Raw genomic sequence first — 16,303 nt, 5'->3', positions numbered from 1 at the left:
TATAGCCGTATGCGTGAACGAGCGGGCGGCATCCCCGCAGGCGCACCCCACGAGCAGCAGAACACGACACCCGACAAGAGAGGCCCCCATGCGCAAGCAGACCATCCTCGGCCGTGTCACCCAGCTGGCGAAGGCCAACATCAACGCCCTGCTCGACCAGGCCGAGGATCCGCAGAAGATGCTGGACCAGCTGATCCGCGACTACACGAACAACATCGCGGAGGCCGAGCAGGCGGTGGCCGCCACCATCGGCAATCTCCGTCTGATGGAGCAGGACCACCAGGAGGACGTCGAGGCGGCGCGCGAGTGGGGCGGCAAGGCGCTCGCCGCCAGCCGCAAGGCAGACGAGCTGCGGGCGGGCGGATCGGGCCCCGAGGCGGACAAGTTCGACAACCTGGCCAAGGTCGCGCTGGGCCGGCAGCTCCAGTCGGAGAAGGAGGCCGGGACCGCCGAGCCGACCATCGCGGCGCAGACCGAGGTCGTCGACAAGCTCAGAACGGGGCTCGACCAGATGAAGGCGAAGCTCTCGGAGCTGAAGGCCAAGCGGGACGAACTGGTGGCGCGCGCCAAGTCGGCGCAGGCGCAGAACCAGATGATGGACGCGGTGAAGAACATCGACGTCCTGGACCCGACCAGCGAGCTGGGCCGGTTCGAGGACAAGGTGCGGCGCGAGGAGGCGCGTGCTCTGGGCAAGCAGGAGCTGGCGGCCTCCTCGCTGGACGCGCAGTTCGAGGAGCTGGACGCCCTGGGCGACAGCGCGGAGGTGGAGGCCCGGCTCGCCGCGCTGAAGACCACGAAGTGAGCCGCACCCCGGCCGCCGCTCAGAACATGCTGAGCAGTTCCTCCACCGAGCGCTCGGCCGGCGGCCGCCCGTCGGGCAGCGGCAGTTCGAACCAGACGGTCTTGCCGCGCGGGGTCCGCCGCGCCCCCCAGGCCGCGCTGAGCAGACCCACCAGCTGGAGGCCCCGGCCGCCCTCGTCCGTGTCCCGGGCGCGCCGGCGCCTCGGCTGGACGAGACCGGCGTCCCACACCTCGCAGACCAGGGTGCGGTCGCGCAGCAGGCGGAGCCGGATCTCGCCCTCGCCGTAGCGCAGGGCGTTGGTGACCAGCTCGCTGACCAGGAGTTCCGTGGTGTCGACCAGTTCGTCGAGGCCCCAGCTGGTGAGCTGGCCCCGGGCCAGCTCACGGGCCCGGCCGACCGAGCGGGGCTCGCGGGGCAGCCGCCAGTCGCCGACGGCCTCGGTGGGCAGGCCCTGGATACGGGCCATCAGCAGCGCGATGTCGTCCTCGCCGTGCCGGGTGTGCAGCGAGCCGAGGACCCGGTCGCAGACGTCCTCCAGCGGCTGGGCCGGTTCGGTCAGGGCCTTGCGGAGGGCGGCCAGGCCCTCGTCCAGCGGATGGTCGCGCGATTCGACCAGGCCGTCGGTGTAGAGGGCGAGGAGCGCGCCCTCCTTCAGCTCGACCTCGACCTCCTCGAAGGGTTCGCCGCCGACACCGAGCGGCATCCCCGGCGGTACGTCGAGGAGCAGCGCGGCCTCGCCCGGCTCGACCACGACGGGCGGCAGATGGCCCGCGTTGGCGAAGGTGCAGCGCCGGGTGACCGGGTCGTAGACCGCGTAGACACAGGTCGCGAGGTACACCTCGGAGAGGTCCGCCTCACGGGACTTGTGCGCGGCGCGGGCGGGCCACTGGGCTCCCCCGCCGCCGGACGCGGAGGCCGCACCGGGGGCGCCGAGGCCCCGGGCGACCTCGTCCAGCGCGGACAGCACCTCGGCCGGTTCCAGGTCGAGGAGGGCCAGCGTGCGCACGGCGGTGCGCAGTTCGCCCATGGCCACGGCGGCGCGCAGGCCGCGCCCCATCACGTCGCCGACGACGAGCGCGGTGCGGTGTCCGGGCAGCTCGATCACGTCGAACCAGTCGCCGCCGACCTCGTTGGCGGTGTTGCCGGGGAGGTAGCGACAGGCGATGTCGAGCCCGGCGGCCTCCGGGTCGCCCGGGGGCAGCAGGCTGCGCTGGAGGATGAGGGCGCGTTCGTGCTCGCGCCGGTAGAGGCGGGCGTTGTCGATGCAGACGGCGGCGCGGGCGGCCAGCTCGGTCGCGAGGGCCCGGTCCCGGGCGTCGAACGGCTCGCTGCCCTTCGTACGGGAGAAACGGACGAGGCCCACCACGGTGTCGTGGGCGACCATCGGCACGGCCAGCGTGGACTGCACGAAGCCCCGGTCGTCGCCCGGCACGTCCTCGACGCGGCCGGTGCGCAGCGCGGCGGCGCACGGCGAGCCGAAGGGGTAGCGGTGGACGGAGCCGAGCGCGGGGGGCGCGCCGCCCGGGGGCCCGGACGCGGCGTACGCGGCGCCGGGCAGGACGTCGGACACGGCGCTGGCGAAGGCGACGCGGCGCAGTTCGGCGGAGCCGCCGACCGCCTCCTGGCTGAGCGGGCTCCAGCCGCCGGGCGCCGCCTCGTCCCCGGTGAGCAGGGCCTGGTAGAGGTCGACGGAGGCCAGGTCGCAGAAGACCGGGACGGCGACGTCGAGGAGTTCGCGGGCGGTGGTCTCCAGGTCCAGGGAGTTGCCGATGCGGGCGCCGGCCTCGTTGAGCAGGGCGAGGTTGCGGCGGGCGCTGGCGGCCTCGCGGGCGGCGGTGTGACGCCGGGTCACGTCGGTGGCGAGTCCGGCGATGCCGATGGGGCGGCCCGATCCGCTGTGCACCCGGTAGAGGTTGATCGACCAGTGGCGGCGCTCGGTGTCACCGGGGGCCGTGCCGACGAGCTGGAGGTCGGTGACGGAGTTGCCCGTCTCCAGGACCCGTTCGAGGGTGGCGGTGAGGCGGTCGGCCTCGGCACCGGTGAGGTAGTCGCCGACGGTGCGGCCCCGGTGGTCGTCGGCGCGGCCGCCGAAGACGGTGGCGAAGCGCTCGTTGGCCCGGACGACGGTGAGGTCGGTGCCGAACAGGACGAAGCCGAACGGAGATTGGCCGAAAATCGCCTGCGAGGCGGCGAGGTCCGTCTCGATCCGGCGCAGCGCGCGGACATCCACGACGATGCAGACCGCCGCCCGTTCGCCGGTGGCCGTCTCACTGGGCATCACATAGATCTCGGCGAGCCCGTGCGTGCCGTCCTCGCCGGGCATCCGGAAGGGGACCAGGCCCGTCCACTCCTTGCCGTCGAGCACCTCGCCGACCCGGCGGTGGCCCTCGCGGCGGACCTCGCCGGGCAGGAACGCCTCGACCGGGTCCTTGCCCACGGCCTCGTGGGCGGCCACGCCGAAGAGACCGGCGGCCCGGCGGCTCCACTGCTCGATCAGCCCGTCGGGCCCGATCGAGAAGGAGGCGACTCTGATGTAGTCGTAGATCGAGCCGGGCGGACTGCTCTGCCACACGACGTCGCCCGCTGTCCCAGGTATTTCGCTCACGCGACCGTCCCCTCCAGCTCACACACCGGACCGGTCATGCCCGCAGTATTCAGCACTACGGCCCCGTCCGGCACGGCGTTCACGATCACAGCACGGTCTCAGTCCCTTTCAGCCAGGTTCGGCCCCGACCTCCGGTGATCGCTGTGCGTCCCTCCTCACTCCTAACCAGGCAGAGCCAGCTCGAACCACACCGTCTTGCCGCTCTTTCCCCGCCGGGTCCCCCAGCGCCTGGCCGCACAGGCCACGAGCTGCAGTCCCCGGCCGCTCTCGTCGTCGGGTCCCGCCGTACGTTCGGTGGGTGGATCGGGGAGGGGATCGGAGACCTCCACGAGGAGACCGGAGTGGGCGGCGGAGTGGCCCCCGTCCGGATGGGGGCGCAGCAGCCGCACCCCGATGGGGCCCGGGGTGTAGCGCATGGAGTTGGTGACCAGCTCGCTGACCAGCAGAATCGCTTCGTCACCGACGGCGGCGTCGAGACCCCAGCCGCGCAGGGTGTCCTGGACGGCGTGCCGGGCGGTGCGCACGGCACCGGGGACGGCAGGAAAGCTCCACTCGGCTCGATCGCCTTCGGTATCGGTCACGCCGATCACTCCCAGAGCCGGCAACGGTGACGCCCTGTCCGCACGGGGCAAACACCACATACCCGATATCTCGGGGCGAATACCGCTGGGCTCGACACGCGGGGCGTACGGGTGTACGGCGGCGCGCACGTACGAGTGCCCGGGAAGCGGGGGCGCACACACCTGGGCGCCACGCGCCGCACCATGATCCGCGCGCCGGACCCGGGGCCCCTAGGGGGCGTCGGACTCAGACCAGGTCGCCCGACGCCCTGAGGTCGTCGAAGAGCAGCTGATCGACGGGCGGCACCCGGTCGCGGTCGGCGTACGAGAACCAGGCCACGTCCTCGATCTCGCTGCTGGCCCTCAGCTCACCGCTGAACCCGGCGGTGTAGCAGGCCATCCGGACCACCGCACCGTCCGGCAGGCCGGGTCCGCCGGCCTCGTACGTCCCCACGTGTGCGACCGTCTCCGCGTCGATACGGACCGTCAGCTCCTCCTCGATCTCGCGCACGAGCGTGTCGAGGTCGCTCTCGGCGCCCTCGCGCTTGCCGCCCGGGATGTAGAAGACGTCCTTCCCGCGCGGACGGGCGCACAGGATGCGGCCCTCCTCGATCCGCACCCACGCCACCGTGTCGATCAGCACCGGCACCTCCCCGCCCTTCAGTTCACCGATCGCCTCGGCCAGCCACTTCTTCTCCTCGGCGCCCGTGGCGCGGGCGATGCGCAGCATGCCCTGCCGGAAGAGTGTGGTCGCCTCCTCGGCCCGCACCGGCTCGCCGTCCCGGTAGAAGAAGCTCGCCGGGGTGTCGAGGAACGCCTGCCGCCGGCGCAGGACGGCCGCCTGCCCGGCGCGGTCCGGGAGGTGGTGCAGGAACGCGAGCAGCGTGAAGAAGCGCTGCCCGTCGGTGATTTCGGCCTCCTTCGGGTGCCCGAGCCGGGCGTACAGCTCCTCGCGTCCGGCCTCGGTGAGGGAGAGGACCCGGCGGGGCGCGGAACCCGTACCGGGCTCGGTGTGCTGGTCGACCAGGCCCGCCTTCACCAGCCGGGAAATGGCCGGATAGAGCGCCCCGTCGCTGACCGTGCGGATGTGGCCGCTCAGGGCCTGGATGCGGGCCTTCAGCTCGTATCCGTGCAGGGGCTCCTCGGAGAGGAATCCCAGAATCGACAGCTCCAGCACGCGTCGAACCCCTTACCGCATCCGCGTCACCCTGCTTGCCCGTCCGGCGTCCTCATGTTATCTCTTTCCGCTGTACCTCGATTCGAGGTACAGCGGAAAGAGGGGGCGGTCATGGAAGTGGTGGAGCACCGGCGCACGCTGGTGGCACTCGCGGGTCCGGTCTACGTGGAGCTCCTGGCGGGGGTCGCGGCCGGGATCATCAACATGGTCTGGGTGGCCCGGCTGGGCGGGGCGGCGGTCGCCGCAGTGGCCGCCGCCACCAACGTCGAGAACCTGCTGCTCGGCGTGATCCTGGTGGCCGGCTCCGGCACGACCGCGCTCGTCGCACGGGCCAGGGGCGCGGGCGATCCGGCAGCGCTGCGCTCGGCGGTGCGGGGCGGCTGGGCGCTGTGGGCCCTGGTCACGCCCGTGGTCGCGGTGGGCGGCTGCCTCTGCCGCGCGCCGCTGGCCCGGCTCGTCCTCGGGACCGGCGAGGGCGGCGCACCGGCCCTGGCCGCCGGCTACTTCGCGATCGCGCTGCCGGGCATCGCGGTGTTCTTCGCGGCCAACGTGGTCGACGGCATCCTGAAGGGCGCGGGCGACACCCGCACCCCGATGCGGCTGGCGCTCCTCGCGAATGGGCTGATCCTCTGTCTGGATCCGCTGTTCATCCTGGGGTTCGGGCTGGGGGTGCGCGGCGCGGCGGTCGCCACGGTGCTGGGCCGGACCGCCGCGCTGATCTGCGGTCTCCTGGCGCTGCGCCGCAACGGCGTGCTGCGGTGGGCGGCACCGGCGGGCGGGGGCCGTGTGCGCGGGGGCCCGAACGCCGACGCGCGCGGCGGCCCGGACACCGACGCGCGCCGGAGCCTTGCCGCCGACGCGCGCCGGACCGCCGCCACGGGCCTGCCCATGTCGGCGGAGTTCACCGTGCGGATGGCGGGCGCCCTCGCGCTCGTCGCCGTCGTCGCCCGGCTCGGGGTGGCCGAGGTCGCCGCGTACGGGATCGCGACGAAGGCGATGTACGTCGCGACGATGGCCTTCTACGCGGTGCGCCAGGCCGCCGTCATCCGCACCGCCCATCTGCTCGGTGCCGGGCACGACGCACGGCGGGCCGTCGGGCGGCAGGCGCTGCTGGTGGCCGCGGCGCTGGGCCTCACGGCCGCGGCGGCGCTCCTGGCGGCCGCCCCCTGGATCATGCGGGCCTTCGGCGGCGAGGGCGCGGTGGCCGGGGCCGGGGCACTCTATCTGCGCTGCGTAGGACCGTATCTCCTGCTGCTGGCCTGCTTCATCGCGCTCGGCGGCGTCTTCGAGGGCAGCGGCGCGAGTCCGGCCCTCGCCCGCGTCACCGCCTGCGGGGTCGCCGTCCAACTGGCGCTCGCGTACGCCCTGTCGGGGTGGGGGCTGCCGGGCGTCTGCCTGGCCATGGGCCTCTCGATGGCCGCGCAGTGCGCCGCCGTCGCCGTCATGTACCGGCGCACGGCGCGCCCGGACCGGCCCCGGACATCCGCCCCGGCACCCGACGGGCCCTCACCCCGGAGCAACTCCGGTGGTGCACCGGCGCATGAGCCTCGCGCGCCCCACGCCCAAGGCCTGTCCTAGGACTGGGCGGCCTGCCCGACGCGCTCCACCCAGTACAGCTGCTTGTGCCCCCGGTCCTGCAACTTGTCGGCCGCGCGCTGGGCCTCGCCCTGCGTGGCGTACCTGCCCACGCGGTAGCGGTTGCCGTTGTCGTCCTGCCGTATCACCAGCCAGGAAAGCACGGCACCGCTATCACTCATCGTGTTTCTCCCGAGCATCGCGCCCCTCCCCTGAACGATGTGCACGCTTCTAAGGAACTCCAGGAAACCCCGGTACGCATATGCCTGAGCCTACGCCTGACCTTTACTCAACGGATACGTCTTTGCACAAAGAGGTACCGATCCGGCCAGGAACGGACCAACGCCCTGGGGGCGCATTCTCACGAATGCGCCCCCAGGGCGTTGCAGCGGGTCCGGGGCACGACAATCAGGGGCCGGTCCGCCCGGAAATCACCTCACGGGGAGCCGGTATCCCACCCGGTAGCGGTCGGCCGGCACCACCACGTCGGCGGTCTCGACGGGCCGTCCCGAGGCGTAGAAGGTCCGCTCGACCACCATCACCACATGGCCGGGGACCCCGCCCAGCGCCAGGAGCTCCTCCGCAAGCCCCGGGCGCGCGCCCACCTGCTCGGCGACGTTGTCCACGACCACGTCGATGGCGGCCATCCGCTCGACCACCCCGCAGCCGCCCAGCGGCCCCTCCTCCGGCAGCATCACCGGCGTCCGCCCCGTGATGGCCAGGGGCTCCCAGGAGGTGGAGAGCATCACGGGCTCACCCGCCTCCCGGAACACGTAATGCGTGCGCATGACACGGTCGCCCGGTTCGATCCCGAGCCGGGCGGCGATCTCCGCGCTCGCGCCCTCCTGCTCGCTGCGCGACTCCCAGGTCCCCCGCGCCCCGTCGGCCGCCTGCTCCTGGCGGAACGGGCCCGCACCCACCTCGGGCCGGAAGCCGGAGCGCTCGACCATGCGGGGCACCGGCCGCTCGCGGACGTACGTCCCCGAGCCGGAGCGGCCCTCGACCAGGCCCTCCGCCATCAGGACCTTGCGCGCCTCCAGCGCGACGGTGTCCGAGACCCCGTACTCCTCGCGGATGCGCGCCTGCGACGGCAGGCGCGTATGCGGCGGCAGCAAACCGTTGACGATCTTCTCTCTCAGATCGCTCGCCACGCGCAGATAGGCGGGCTGCTCACCGAAAGCCACAGGCCACTCCCCAAGAGGTTGACGGACTGCGACAGCGTCGCAACCGTGGGTTCCGAATCGCAAGCGCAGGCCACAGTTTCACTCGAAGTGATGACATTGCATGGGCCTGCGCATAGTCCGCGGCGCGCCGGCCGGAACTCCTTTGAACCGCCTTTGCCAAACCCTTGACCGCGTTTGGTCCAGACCAATAGCTTCTGGCCTCATGCGCCGAAGAACCTTGTCTTCACTCGCCATCGCCGCCTGCGCCCTCACGCTCGCGGCCTCCTCCTCCCCCGCCGCCAACGCCTCGTCCGGGCACGGCGGTCACGGCGGCGGGCACGGCCACCACGGCTCCGCGCCCGACTACAAGCGTGTCGGCTATTTCACCCAATGGGGCGTCTACGGACGCGACTTCCAGGTCAACGACCTGGAGACGAGCGGCACCGCGGCCAAACTCACCCACGTCAACTACTCGTTCGGCAACGTCAGCGCGGACGGCACGTGCTTCACGGGCAATGTGCCCGGCGAGGCCGACGCCTGGGCGGACTACGTCCGTCCGCTCGACGCGGCCAACTCCGTGGACGGGATCGCCGACACCGACGACCAGAAGCTGGCGGGCAACTTCAACCAGCTGAAGGAGCTCAAGGCCGAGCACCCGGGCCTCAAGGTGATGATCTCGCTCGGCGGCTGGAGCTGGTCCACGCACTTCTCCGACGCGGCCCGCACCGCCGCGTCGCGCAAGGCGCTCGTCGCCTCCTGCATCGACCTGTACATCAAGGGCAATCTGCCGGTGGACGGGACGCGCGGCGGCGAGGGCGCGGCGGCCGGGCTCTTCGACGGCATCGACATCGACTGGGAATGGCCGGGATCCGCCGGTGACACCGACACGGTGTACCGCCCGGAGGACAAGCGGAACTTCACCGCCCTGGTCCACGAGTTCCGCACCCAGCTCGACGCGTACGCGAAGAGCGCGGCCAAGGGCCGGCACCACGGCGCGAAGCCCAAACACTACGACCTCTCGGCCTTCGTCCCGGCGTCCCCCGAGAAGATCGACGCCGGGTTCGACGTGCCGCGCATCATGCGGGACTTCGACTTCGTGAACCTCCAGGGCTACGACTTCCACGTCTCCGGCGAGGCGAAGACCGCCCAGCAGTCCGCGCTGTACGCCAAGGGCGACTACAGCGTCGACCGGACCGTGCGGGACTGGCTGAAACGGGGCGCCCCGGCGCGCAAGCTGGTGATGGGCATGCCCTTCTACGGCCAGGGCTGGACGGGCGTGACCGGCGGCGGCGACGGCCTCGGCCAGCCGGCGGCGGGCCCCGCCCCGGCGACCTGGGCGGCCGGTTACGAGGACTACAAGGCCCTCAGGAAACTGGCCGAATCCGGTACGTACAAGGTGCACCGCAACACCCGGGACGGCAGCGCCTGGCTGTTCGACGGCACCACGCTGTGGACGTACGACGACCCCCAGGTGCTGCGCACCAAGACCGCGTACATCCGCGACCACCGGCTCGGCGGCGCGATGTTCTGGTCGCTGGACGGCGACACGGAGAACGGCGAGCTGATCACGGCCGTCGACCGCGGGCTCTCCTCCCGCCGGTAGGAACATCTCGCGAGGGGCGGCTGCGCAAGGGCAGCCGCCCCTTTCGCATGCCATCCGACTCATGACGCACCGTCAAAAAGCTTGCGCACAGGCCCTATTGACGAGTACACGCCCATGAGTATGGTCTAGACCTAAGGTGAGCCGTGGTCGCCCCCGGGCGGCCGTCGGCGTGCGCGGGGCTGCGGGCGGCGCCCCCTCGCCACCGGCCGTACCCCTGCCCCCACCGCGTCGGCACCCCCCTGTCCAGGCCGCTGCCCGGTGCGGGCATGTCCGACCGCTGCCGTCACCCCTCGGCAGTCCCCAGCGAAGGAGTTGGCATGAACGCGAAGCGAAAACTGGCCCTCGTACTCGGTGCGGGAGTCGCCCCCCTGCTCGCGGTGGTCCTGCCGGCCACCACGGCCAGTGCGCACGGTTACGTCTCCTCGCCGCCGAGCCGCCAGGCGCAGTGCGCGTCGGGCGTGGTCGACTGCGGCCAGATCAAGTACGAGCCGCAGAGCGTCGAGGGCCCCAAGGGCCTGATGAGCTGCAGCGGGGGCAACGCGCAGTTCGCCGAGCTGGACAACGACAGCAAGGGCTGGAAGGCCACTCCCGTCGGCAGCTCCGCCGATTTCTCCTGGACGCTGACGGCCCGCCACGCCACGAGCACCTGGCAGTACTACATCGGCGGCTCGAAGATCGCGGAATTCAACGACAACGGCGCCCAGCCCGGCGCCACCAAGACCCACCACGTGAACCTCAGCGGCTACAGCGGCCGCCAGAAGGTGCTGGCGGTCTGGAACATCGCGGACACCGCCAACGCGTTCTACGCCTGCATCGACCTCCAGATCGGCGGGGGCGGCACCCCCGGCGGCGGTGACGGCGGGGACCCGGGCGACTGCGCCGCCTCGGCGTGGGAGGCGGGCCGCGTGTACAACGGCGGCGACACGGTCTCGTACAACGGACACACCTGGCGCGCCAAGTGGTGGGTCCAGGGCGACAAGCCCGGCACGACCGGCGAGTGGGGCGTCTGGGAGGACCTGGGCGCCTGCTGACACACGCCTCTCCGCGGGGCTCCGGCCCCGCGGAGAGGTACGCGCGAGCAGGACTCCTGCCGCGTACTCATGCCGCGTACGGCTCGGTCCGCGTGGCGCCCTCGGAGACGAGGACCTTACGCGTGACGCGCTCGGCGATCGCCGCGACCAGGGTGCGCGGCCGGCGCGGCAGCAGGTGCGCGGAAAGGGAGTTGCCGAAGCCCGGGGTGACGTAGGCGCGGCCGCGGTCGAGGGCGGCCAGCGCGGCGCGCACGACCGGCTCCGGGGTGCTCATCGACCCGTTGACGGCCGCCTCACGGGTCCCGATGGCCTCGAAGAACGGCGTGTCGACCGGCCCGGGGCAGAGGGTGAGCACGCGCACGCCGCGTCCGCGGCACTCCTGGCGCAGGGACAGCCCGAAGTTCAGCACGAACGCCTTGGCGGAGCTGTAGACCGCGAAGTACGGGGCGGGCTGGAAGGCCGCGGTGGAGGCGACGTTGACGACGGCGCCGGTGCCGCGTTCCAGCATGCCGGGGAGCAGGGCATGGGTGAGGCCGACGAGTGCGACGACGTTGACCATCAGCTGGTCGTGGTCGCGCTCCGCGTCGATGTCCTCGAAGCGGCCGCAGGTCCCGAACCCCGCGTTGTTGACGAGCAGCCCGATGCTCAGCCCGCGCTCGTCGAGCCGTTCGGCGACCGCGCGGGCGGCGCCGGGCTCGGCGAGGTCCTGGACGAGGACGTGGGCGCGCACGCCGTGCTCGGCCTCCAGCCGCGCGGCGAGTGCGGTGAGCCGGTCCTCCGAACGCGCGACCAGGATGAGGTCGTGCCCACGGGCGGCGAGCTGGGCGGCGAACTCCGCGCCGAGCCCGGAGGAGGCACCGGTGACGAGGGCGGTTGCAGGCATGGGAGGTCTCCTTGGCGAGGCGTCGATGGGTCGAGCATCTGCGACAAGAGAGTACTCATTCTCTCGTTATCTGCAACACAACTGTTCCACCTAAGCCAGAGATGGCGCACGGGTGTTACGTTTAAGGCCCTGGTTCAGCGACGTGGACAACGAGGAGAACGCCATGGGCGGCGAGGCGACGGCACGGCCGCTGCGGGCGGACGCGGAGCGCAGCGTGCGCCTGATCCTGGAGGCGGCGGAACGCCTGCTCTCCAAGGACCCCGGCGCCTCGATGGAGCAGATCGCGGCGGAGGCGGGCGTGTCCCGCACGACGATCCACCGCCGCTTCGCGCACCGCCAGGCACTGATCGACGCCTTGGCGCTGTCGGCGGCCCGCCAGCTCGCCCAGGCCGTGGACGACGGCCGTCCCACCACCGCCCCGCCCCTGGTGGCCCTGCACCGCATCACCGCCAACGTCCTTGAGGTCAAGGGCGCCTGGACCTTCGCCCTGAGCCTGCCGGCCACCCCCGGCACGGAGGCGGCCGCGCTCCACGAAACGATGACCGAACACTGCCTCACGGTCCTGTCCCGAGCCCGCGAAGCCGACCTCATCGCCCCCTCGTCCGACCTCCCCTGGCTCCAACGCGTCTACTACGCCCTCCTCGGCGAAACCCTGCACGGCAACCCGAACGACCCGGTCACGGACCCGGACGCGCTGGCGGCGCGCGTGGTGGAGACGTTCCTGCGGGGGGCGGGGGGACGGGGCTGACGGACCTTCGCCGGGCGCCACCCCGCAACACGTGGGCGTGCGGGTCCAATGTCAGTGCGCATCAATACAGTTGCTCCGAAGATCGCGTCCGCACGGTCGCATCCCTACTCGAAGGAGCTGTCACATGCGCATACGAAGACGCGCGGCGGGTGTCGCACTGGTGATAGCGACGGCGTCGCTCAATCTGCTCGGCGCTCCCGGCACAGCAGCGGCAGATTCTCAGGATGGCGTCGTTCTGCCCGTGCGGTCGCACTGGCAGACCCTCGCCGACAGCAGTCATGTCTACATCAGCGCGCCCGGCGATGACGCGGTGCTGGCGGTCGACCACGACGGACAGGTCGTGAAGAAGGTCGCGGGTCTCGACGGGGCGCGGGGCATGGCCGAGACCGCCGACGAGTCCACTCTGTACGTGGCGCTCCCGGACGCCGACGCGATCGCCGTGATCGACGTCGCGACCTTGACCGAAACGCAGCGCATCTCGATCGGGGCCGACACCGAACCGGAAAACCTCGCCGTTGCCGGCGGCCGACTCTTCTTCAGCTATCAGGCCACTGTCTTCGACGCCGGCATCGGATCGGTTGCTGTCGCCGAGGCGACCCCGAGTGTCACCCTGGACGACAACCCTGTCTGGTACGGCAAGCCGCGACTCGCCTCGTCACCGGGGGCGCCCGACCGGCTCGTTGCCGCGGACAGTCAGGGCGCGGCAGGTATGCGCGTCTACGACGTGGGCTCGGGCACGCTTCGGGAGATTGCCTACAGCGATGCTATCGGCGACGTCGAGGACCTCGCGGTGACGCCGGACGGCAGCAGCGTGATCACCGCGGACGGCTATGACTACTACCACCAGCGGTGGCACCTGTCAGACCTGACGGAGGAGGTGCGGTACGACACCGGCCCCTACCCCAATGCCGTCGCCATCGATTCACGCGGAACGGTCGCCGCAGGAATCGTGTCGGGAGGAAATTGGGACGTCTACGTCTACCGTCCCGGAGAGACCGCCGCGTACCGCACGGTGGCGCTGTCATGGCCCCACATGGATCTGCTCGACCGGGGCTTGGCCTGGGCGCCCGACGGCAGCAGGCTGTTCGCCACTCGATTCCCCTACTCCGGCGAGGTCACTCTCGACATCGTCTCCGACCTGGCCAAAGCCTCCAGCACGATCACCCTGTCCGCCCCGGAGACGAACCCCGTCGGCACGCCGGTCACCGTAACGGGGAAGCTGACCTCCATGGTCCCCTTCCCGAAGGGCGGCAAGGTCGAGGTGACGCGCAACGGCCTGGAGCTGCCGGACGTGGAGGTCCGACGGAACGGCACCTTCAGCTTCCGTGACACTCCGCCCGACTGGAACATGTACGCCGATTACACGGTCACCTACGCGGGCGACGCCCAGCACGTGTCAGGAACGGCAACCACCTCGGTCGAACTCGTCGGCTCTCCAAGTCCGGAGAGGCGCCCGGGCCTTTCGTAAGGACGTGGGGCCAGTACCTCCCCGGGGGTACTGGCCCGGCACAACGGCCCTCCGGAAACCGGCTGCGGTTGGCCGAGAAGGAGCCACGAGGCCTGACGAGGGCACGCCTCCGGCCTCCAGCTCCACCACGTGAACCTGCCGTCACGCGAACCGCAGAGACCGCCCAACCCGCTCCTCCACAGGTCAGACGGCCTTTGGCCGGACGTATCAGACGTTGAAGCGGAACTCCACCACGTCCCCGTCCTGCATCACGTACTCCTTGCCCTCCATGCGGGCCTTGCCCGCTGCGCGGGCTTCGGTTACCGAGCCGGTTTCCATCAGGTCTTCGAAGGAGATGATCTCCGCCTTGATGAAGCCCTTCTGGAAGTCGGTGTGGATGACGCCGGCGGCCTCGGGGGCGGTGGCGCCCTTCTTGATGGTCCAGGCGCGGGTTTCCTTGGGGCCTGCCGTGAGGTACGTCTGGAGGCCCAGGGTGTCGAAGCCGACGCGGCCCAGGGTGGCGAGGCCGGGTTCTTCCTGGCCCATGGACTGGAGGAGTTCCAGGGCCTCGTCGTCGTCCAGCTCGATCAGCTCGGACTCGATCTTGGCGTTCAGGAAGATCGCCTCGGCGGGGGCGACCAGGGCGCGCTGGTCGTTCTTGAAGTCCTCGTCGACCAGCTCGTCCTCGTCGACGTTGAACACGTAGATGAAGGGCTTGGTGGTGAGGAGGTGGAGCTCGTGGAGGAGGCGGCCCTTCTCCGTGGAGGCCGTGATGCCCGCGTGGAAGAGGGTGTCGCCGGCTTCGAGGATCTTCTGCGCCTCCTCCACCGCCGCGAGGACCGCGACCTTCTCCTTCTGGAGGCGGGACTCCTTCTGGAGGCGCGGGATCGCCTTCTCGACCGACTGGAGGTCCGCGAGGATCAGCTCGGTGTTGATCGTCTCGATGTCGTCCTTGGGCGAGACCTTGCCGTCGACGTGGACGACGTTCTCGTCCTTGAACGCGCGGATGACCTGGCAGATCGCGTCCGACTCACGGATGTTCGCGAGGAACTTGTTGCCCAGGCCCTCGCCCTCGCTCGCGCCCCGTACGATCCCCGCGATGTCCACGAAGTCCACCGTCGCCGGCAGGATCTTCTGCGAACCGAAGATCTTCGCCAGGGCGTCCAGACGGTGGTCCGGGACGCCGACCACGCCGACGTTCGGCTCGATCGTGGCGAACGGGTAGTTGGCCGCCAGCACGTCGTTCTTGGTCAGGGCGTTGAACAGGGTCGACTTGCCGACATTCGGCAGTCCGACGATTCCGATACTAGTACTCATGCCACAAACGTCCGCTCAGGATCAAGAAGGGTGGGGTGGGCCGCGACGGCAGCCCAGGCGTGCCATCGTCCACGTGCGCGTATCACGGTACAGGGACCGGGGCGAGGAGATCTCCTCGGTCAGAACCAGTGCAGGCAGTGCGGGGACACGTCGCTCGCGAACAGCGCGTCCGCGCGGTCGGCGGCAGCCGGGTCGTGCGCCCGGATGTGTCCGGCCCGTACGAGGGTGCTCGGGCGGGTGCCGCCGAGGTAGACCGCGCCCAGGTCCCGTACGTCCAGCGACAGGTCGGGCCGCCGGTCCGTCGCCACGCACTCCGCCCTGCCGTCGCGGACGGTCAGCAGGTAGCGGCCGCGCTCGCCCAGGAACGGGTCGTCCACGTCCAGCACCAGCTCCCCGTCCGTGAACCAGCCGCGCGCCGTCAGCGCACGCGGTACGTCGAGCAGGCGCACCCAGAGCCAGTCCGTGTGGCCGGCGACCTCGCCCGCCCGGATGTCCGCGAGCTGCCAGCGCAGCGGGTGCTCCGGCGGGACGTGCCGGAACACGACCTGGGAGACCAGGTCGTGCCCGAGGGCGTACCGGGCCAGGGCGGTGAAGGCCGCGTCGTCCACGGCGATGGTCTCGTCCACCGTCAGGGTGCCGGACTCCGTCGAGTAACCGGCGTAACCGTCCGGCGTACCGTCCGCGTCCCGGTGCACCGCCACGTAGCGAGGGGCCCGGGACACCGGCGGCTGGCCCGCGCCCAGGTCCCACCAGCGGTGCGGCCGGGACAGCGCGCCGGGCTGCGCGCGGCGGTACCGGTCGTAGACCGCTTCGAGGATCTCGCCGCAGTCCGCCCGCCGCAGCACCTCGACGGAGCCGGTGGCCTCCTCGGCCGGTTCTCCCCGCCGCTCCGCCCACTCCCCTCTGTGCCGCGCCACCGTCAACCGCGCCGTCGACGTCGCGGGGCCGTACCCGAAGCGGCCGTAGATCCGCGCCTCCGAGGCCAGCAGCACTGACAGGAACTCGCCCCGTTCGCGCACATCGGCGAGCTGGTGGCGCATCATCGCGCTGAGCACGCCGCGCCGCCGGTGCGAGGGCACGACGCCGACGGCGGTCACTCCGGCGGCCGGGACGGGCCTGCCGCCGGGCAGGGTGAGTTCGAAGGAGTACGCGGCGGCGGTGCCCACGGGCTTGCCGTCCGGGGCCACGGCGAGCAGGCCGCGGTCCATCTCCAGCGCCGACCACCAGCGCCCGCCCTCCGCGACGGGGGTCTCCGGGAACTGCCCGAAGGCCGTGTGGACGGTCGCGACGAAGTCCTCGAAGTCCTCGTCGGTCGTGGGACGGATCTCCATCACTGCCGTTTCTCCTCGGGTGCGGAAAGGGGCCCAGGCTACGCGGGGCCCCGCGTGGCGG

Annotated in this window: 14 protein-coding genes and 1 pseudogene; 6 read left to right on the top strand and 9 right to left on the bottom strand. The window is 71.5% G+C overall.

The annotated features are described in order from the left end of the window. The first annotated feature begins 88 nt into the window (after positions 1-88). On the top strand, positions 89-802 hold the full coding sequence (locus ACFZAT_RS02955; RefSeq protein ID WP_391259125.1) for a PspA/IM30 family protein: 714 nt from the start codon (positions 89-91) through the stop codon (positions 800-802). Between the two features lie 19 nt (positions 803-821). Here ACFZAT_RS02955 and ACFZAT_RS02950 read toward each other — a convergent pair whose 3' ends face one another. The 4 genes and pseudogenes from ACFZAT_RS02950 to ACFZAT_RS02935 all read right to left on the bottom strand — a co-directional run. Beyond that, positions 822-3,374, bottom strand: coding sequence for a SpoIIE family protein phosphatase (locus tag ACFZAT_RS02950; protein WP_391260227.1), 2,553 nt, complete (start codon positions 3,372-3,374; stop codon positions 822-824). A gap of 194 nt (positions 3,375-3,568) precedes the next feature. Continuing rightward, positions 3,569-3,997, bottom strand: coding sequence for an ATP-binding protein (locus ACFZAT_RS02945; protein WP_391260224.1), 429 nt, complete (start codon positions 3,995-3,997; stop codon positions 3,569-3,571). A gap of 217 nt (positions 3,998-4,214) precedes the next feature. Further along, complete coding sequence (locus ACFZAT_RS02940; protein ID WP_391260221.1) at positions 4,215-4,616, bottom strand: NUDIX domain-containing protein; 402 nt, start codon at positions 4,614-4,616, stop codon at positions 4,215-4,217. 6 nt (positions 4,617-4,622) lie between these two features. Continuing rightward, a pseudogene (locus ACFZAT_RS02935) lies at positions 4,623-5,144 on the bottom strand (PadR family transcriptional regulator); the annotation flags it as partial. Positions 5,145-5,255: 111 nt separating this feature from the next. Between ACFZAT_RS02935 and ACFZAT_RS02930 the strand changes: the two are divergent. Next, on the top strand, positions 5,256-6,722 hold the full coding sequence (locus ACFZAT_RS02930) for an MATE family efflux transporter (protein ID WP_391259121.1): 1,467 nt from the start codon (positions 5,256-5,258) through the stop codon (positions 6,720-6,722). Here ACFZAT_RS02930 and ACFZAT_RS02925 read toward each other — a convergent pair. Together ACFZAT_RS02925 and ACFZAT_RS02920 are read right to left on the bottom strand one after the other, a co-directional pair. Then, positions 6,719-6,919 (bottom strand): SPOR domain-containing protein, encoded by a 201-nt coding sequence (locus ACFZAT_RS02925; protein WP_073964871.1) that lies wholly within the window; start codon positions 6,917-6,919, stop codon positions 6,719-6,721. The two genes, ACFZAT_RS02930 and ACFZAT_RS02925, sit on opposite strands and share 4 nt — an antisense overlap. 231 nt (positions 6,920-7,150) lie before the next feature. Beyond that, entirely contained in the window at positions 7,151-7,903 is a 753-nt protein-coding gene (locus ACFZAT_RS02920) for a GntR family transcriptional regulator (RefSeq protein WP_391259118.1), read from the bottom strand. 202 nt (positions 7,904-8,105) lie between these two features. Here ACFZAT_RS02920 and ACFZAT_RS02915 point away from each other — a divergent pair, with 202 nt between their 5' ends. Beyond that, positions 8,106-9,485 (top strand): glycosyl hydrolase family 18 protein, encoded by a 1,380-nt coding sequence (locus tag ACFZAT_RS02915; protein ID WP_391259115.1) that lies wholly within the window; start codon positions 8,106-8,108, stop codon positions 9,483-9,485. 317 nt (positions 9,486-9,802) lie between these two features. After that, positions 9,803-10,516, top strand: a complete 714-nt coding sequence (locus ACFZAT_RS02910; RefSeq protein WP_391259111.1) for a lytic polysaccharide monooxygenase — start codon at positions 9,803-9,805, stop codon at positions 10,514-10,516. 67 nt (positions 10,517-10,583) lie between these two features. On the opposite strand, the gene ACFZAT_RS02905 is transcribed toward ACFZAT_RS02910, so the two are convergent. Further along, positions 10,584-11,399, bottom strand: coding sequence for an SDR family NAD(P)-dependent oxidoreductase (locus ACFZAT_RS02905; protein WP_391259109.1), 816 nt, complete (start codon positions 11,397-11,399; stop codon positions 10,584-10,586). 163 nt (positions 11,400-11,562) lie between these two features. Between ACFZAT_RS02905 and ACFZAT_RS02900 the strand changes: the two genes are divergently transcribed. Together ACFZAT_RS02900 and ACFZAT_RS02895 are read left to right on the top strand one after the other, a co-directional pair. Beyond that, positions 11,563-12,147 carry a TetR family transcriptional regulator gene (locus ACFZAT_RS02900; protein WP_391260218.1) on the top strand — a complete coding sequence of 195 codons (585 nt, stop codon included), beginning with the start codon at positions 11,563-11,565 and terminating at the stop codon, positions 12,145-12,147. 124 nt (positions 12,148-12,271) lie between these two features. Continuing rightward, entirely contained in the window at positions 12,272-13,615 is a 1,344-nt protein-coding gene (locus ACFZAT_RS02895) for a hypothetical protein (protein WP_391259107.1), read from the top strand. 207 nt (positions 13,616-13,822) lie between these two features. Here the strand turns inward: ACFZAT_RS02895 and ychF are convergent, their stop codons facing one another. Then, the gene (ychF, locus tag ACFZAT_RS02890; protein WP_391259105.1) at positions 13,823-14,911 is read right to left on the bottom strand and encodes a redox-regulated ATPase YchF; all 1,089 of its coding nucleotides are present in this window, start codon (positions 14,909-14,911) and stop codon (positions 13,823-13,825) included. A gap of 119 nt (positions 14,912-15,030) precedes the next feature. Continuing rightward, positions 15,031-16,242, bottom strand: a complete 1,212-nt coding sequence (locus ACFZAT_RS02885; RefSeq protein ID WP_391259102.1) for a GNAT family N-acetyltransferase — start codon at positions 16,240-16,242, stop codon at positions 15,031-15,033. Positions 16,243-16,303 lie beyond the last annotated feature (61 nt).

Origin of the sequence: Streptomyces sp. NPDC008163, from assembly GCF_042956885.1 — a bacterium.
Classification (GTDB): Bacteria; Actinomycetota; Actinomycetes; order Streptomycetales; family Streptomycetaceae; genus Streptomyces; species Streptomyces drozdowiczii_A.
Note: the sequence above shows the minus strand (reverse complement) of the source record. Positions and strands in the feature narration are given on the sequence as shown.

Coding starts and splice junctions, on each gene's coding strand:
- ACFZAT_RS02905 (WP_391259109.1), bottom strand. CDS start 11,399: ATGCCTGCAACCGCCCTCGTCACCGGTGCCTCCTCCGGGCTCGGCGCG.
- ACFZAT_RS02955 (WP_391259125.1), top strand. CDS start 89: ATGCGCAAGCAGACCATCCTCGGCCGTGTCACCCAGCTGGCGAAGGCC.
- ACFZAT_RS02930 (WP_391259121.1), top strand. CDS start 5,256: ATGGAAGTGGTGGAGCACCGGCGCACGCTGGTGGCACTCGCGGGTCCG.
- ACFZAT_RS02910 (WP_391259111.1), top strand. CDS start 9,803: ATGAACGCGAAGCGAAAACTGGCCCTCGTACTCGGTGCGGGAGTCGCC.
- ACFZAT_RS02895 (WP_391259107.1), top strand. CDS start 12,272: ATGCGCATACGAAGACGCGCGGCGGGTGTCGCACTGGTGATAGCGACG.
- ychF (WP_391259105.1), bottom strand. CDS start 14,911: ATGAGTACTAGTATCGGAATCGTCGGACTGCCGAATGTCGGCAAGTCG.
- ACFZAT_RS02915 (WP_391259115.1), top strand. CDS start 8,106: ATGCGCCGAAGAACCTTGTCTTCACTCGCCATCGCCGCCTGCGCCCTC.
- ACFZAT_RS02925 (WP_073964871.1), bottom strand. CDS start 6,919: ATGCTCGGGAGAAACACGATGAGTGATAGCGGTGCCGTGCTTTCCTGG.
- ACFZAT_RS02885 (WP_391259102.1), bottom strand. CDS start 16,242: ATGGAGATCCGTCCCACGACCGACGAGGACTTCGAGGACTTCGTCGCG.
- ACFZAT_RS02900 (WP_391260218.1), top strand. CDS start 11,563: ATGGGCGGCGAGGCGACGGCACGGCCGCTGCGGGCGGACGCGGAGCGC.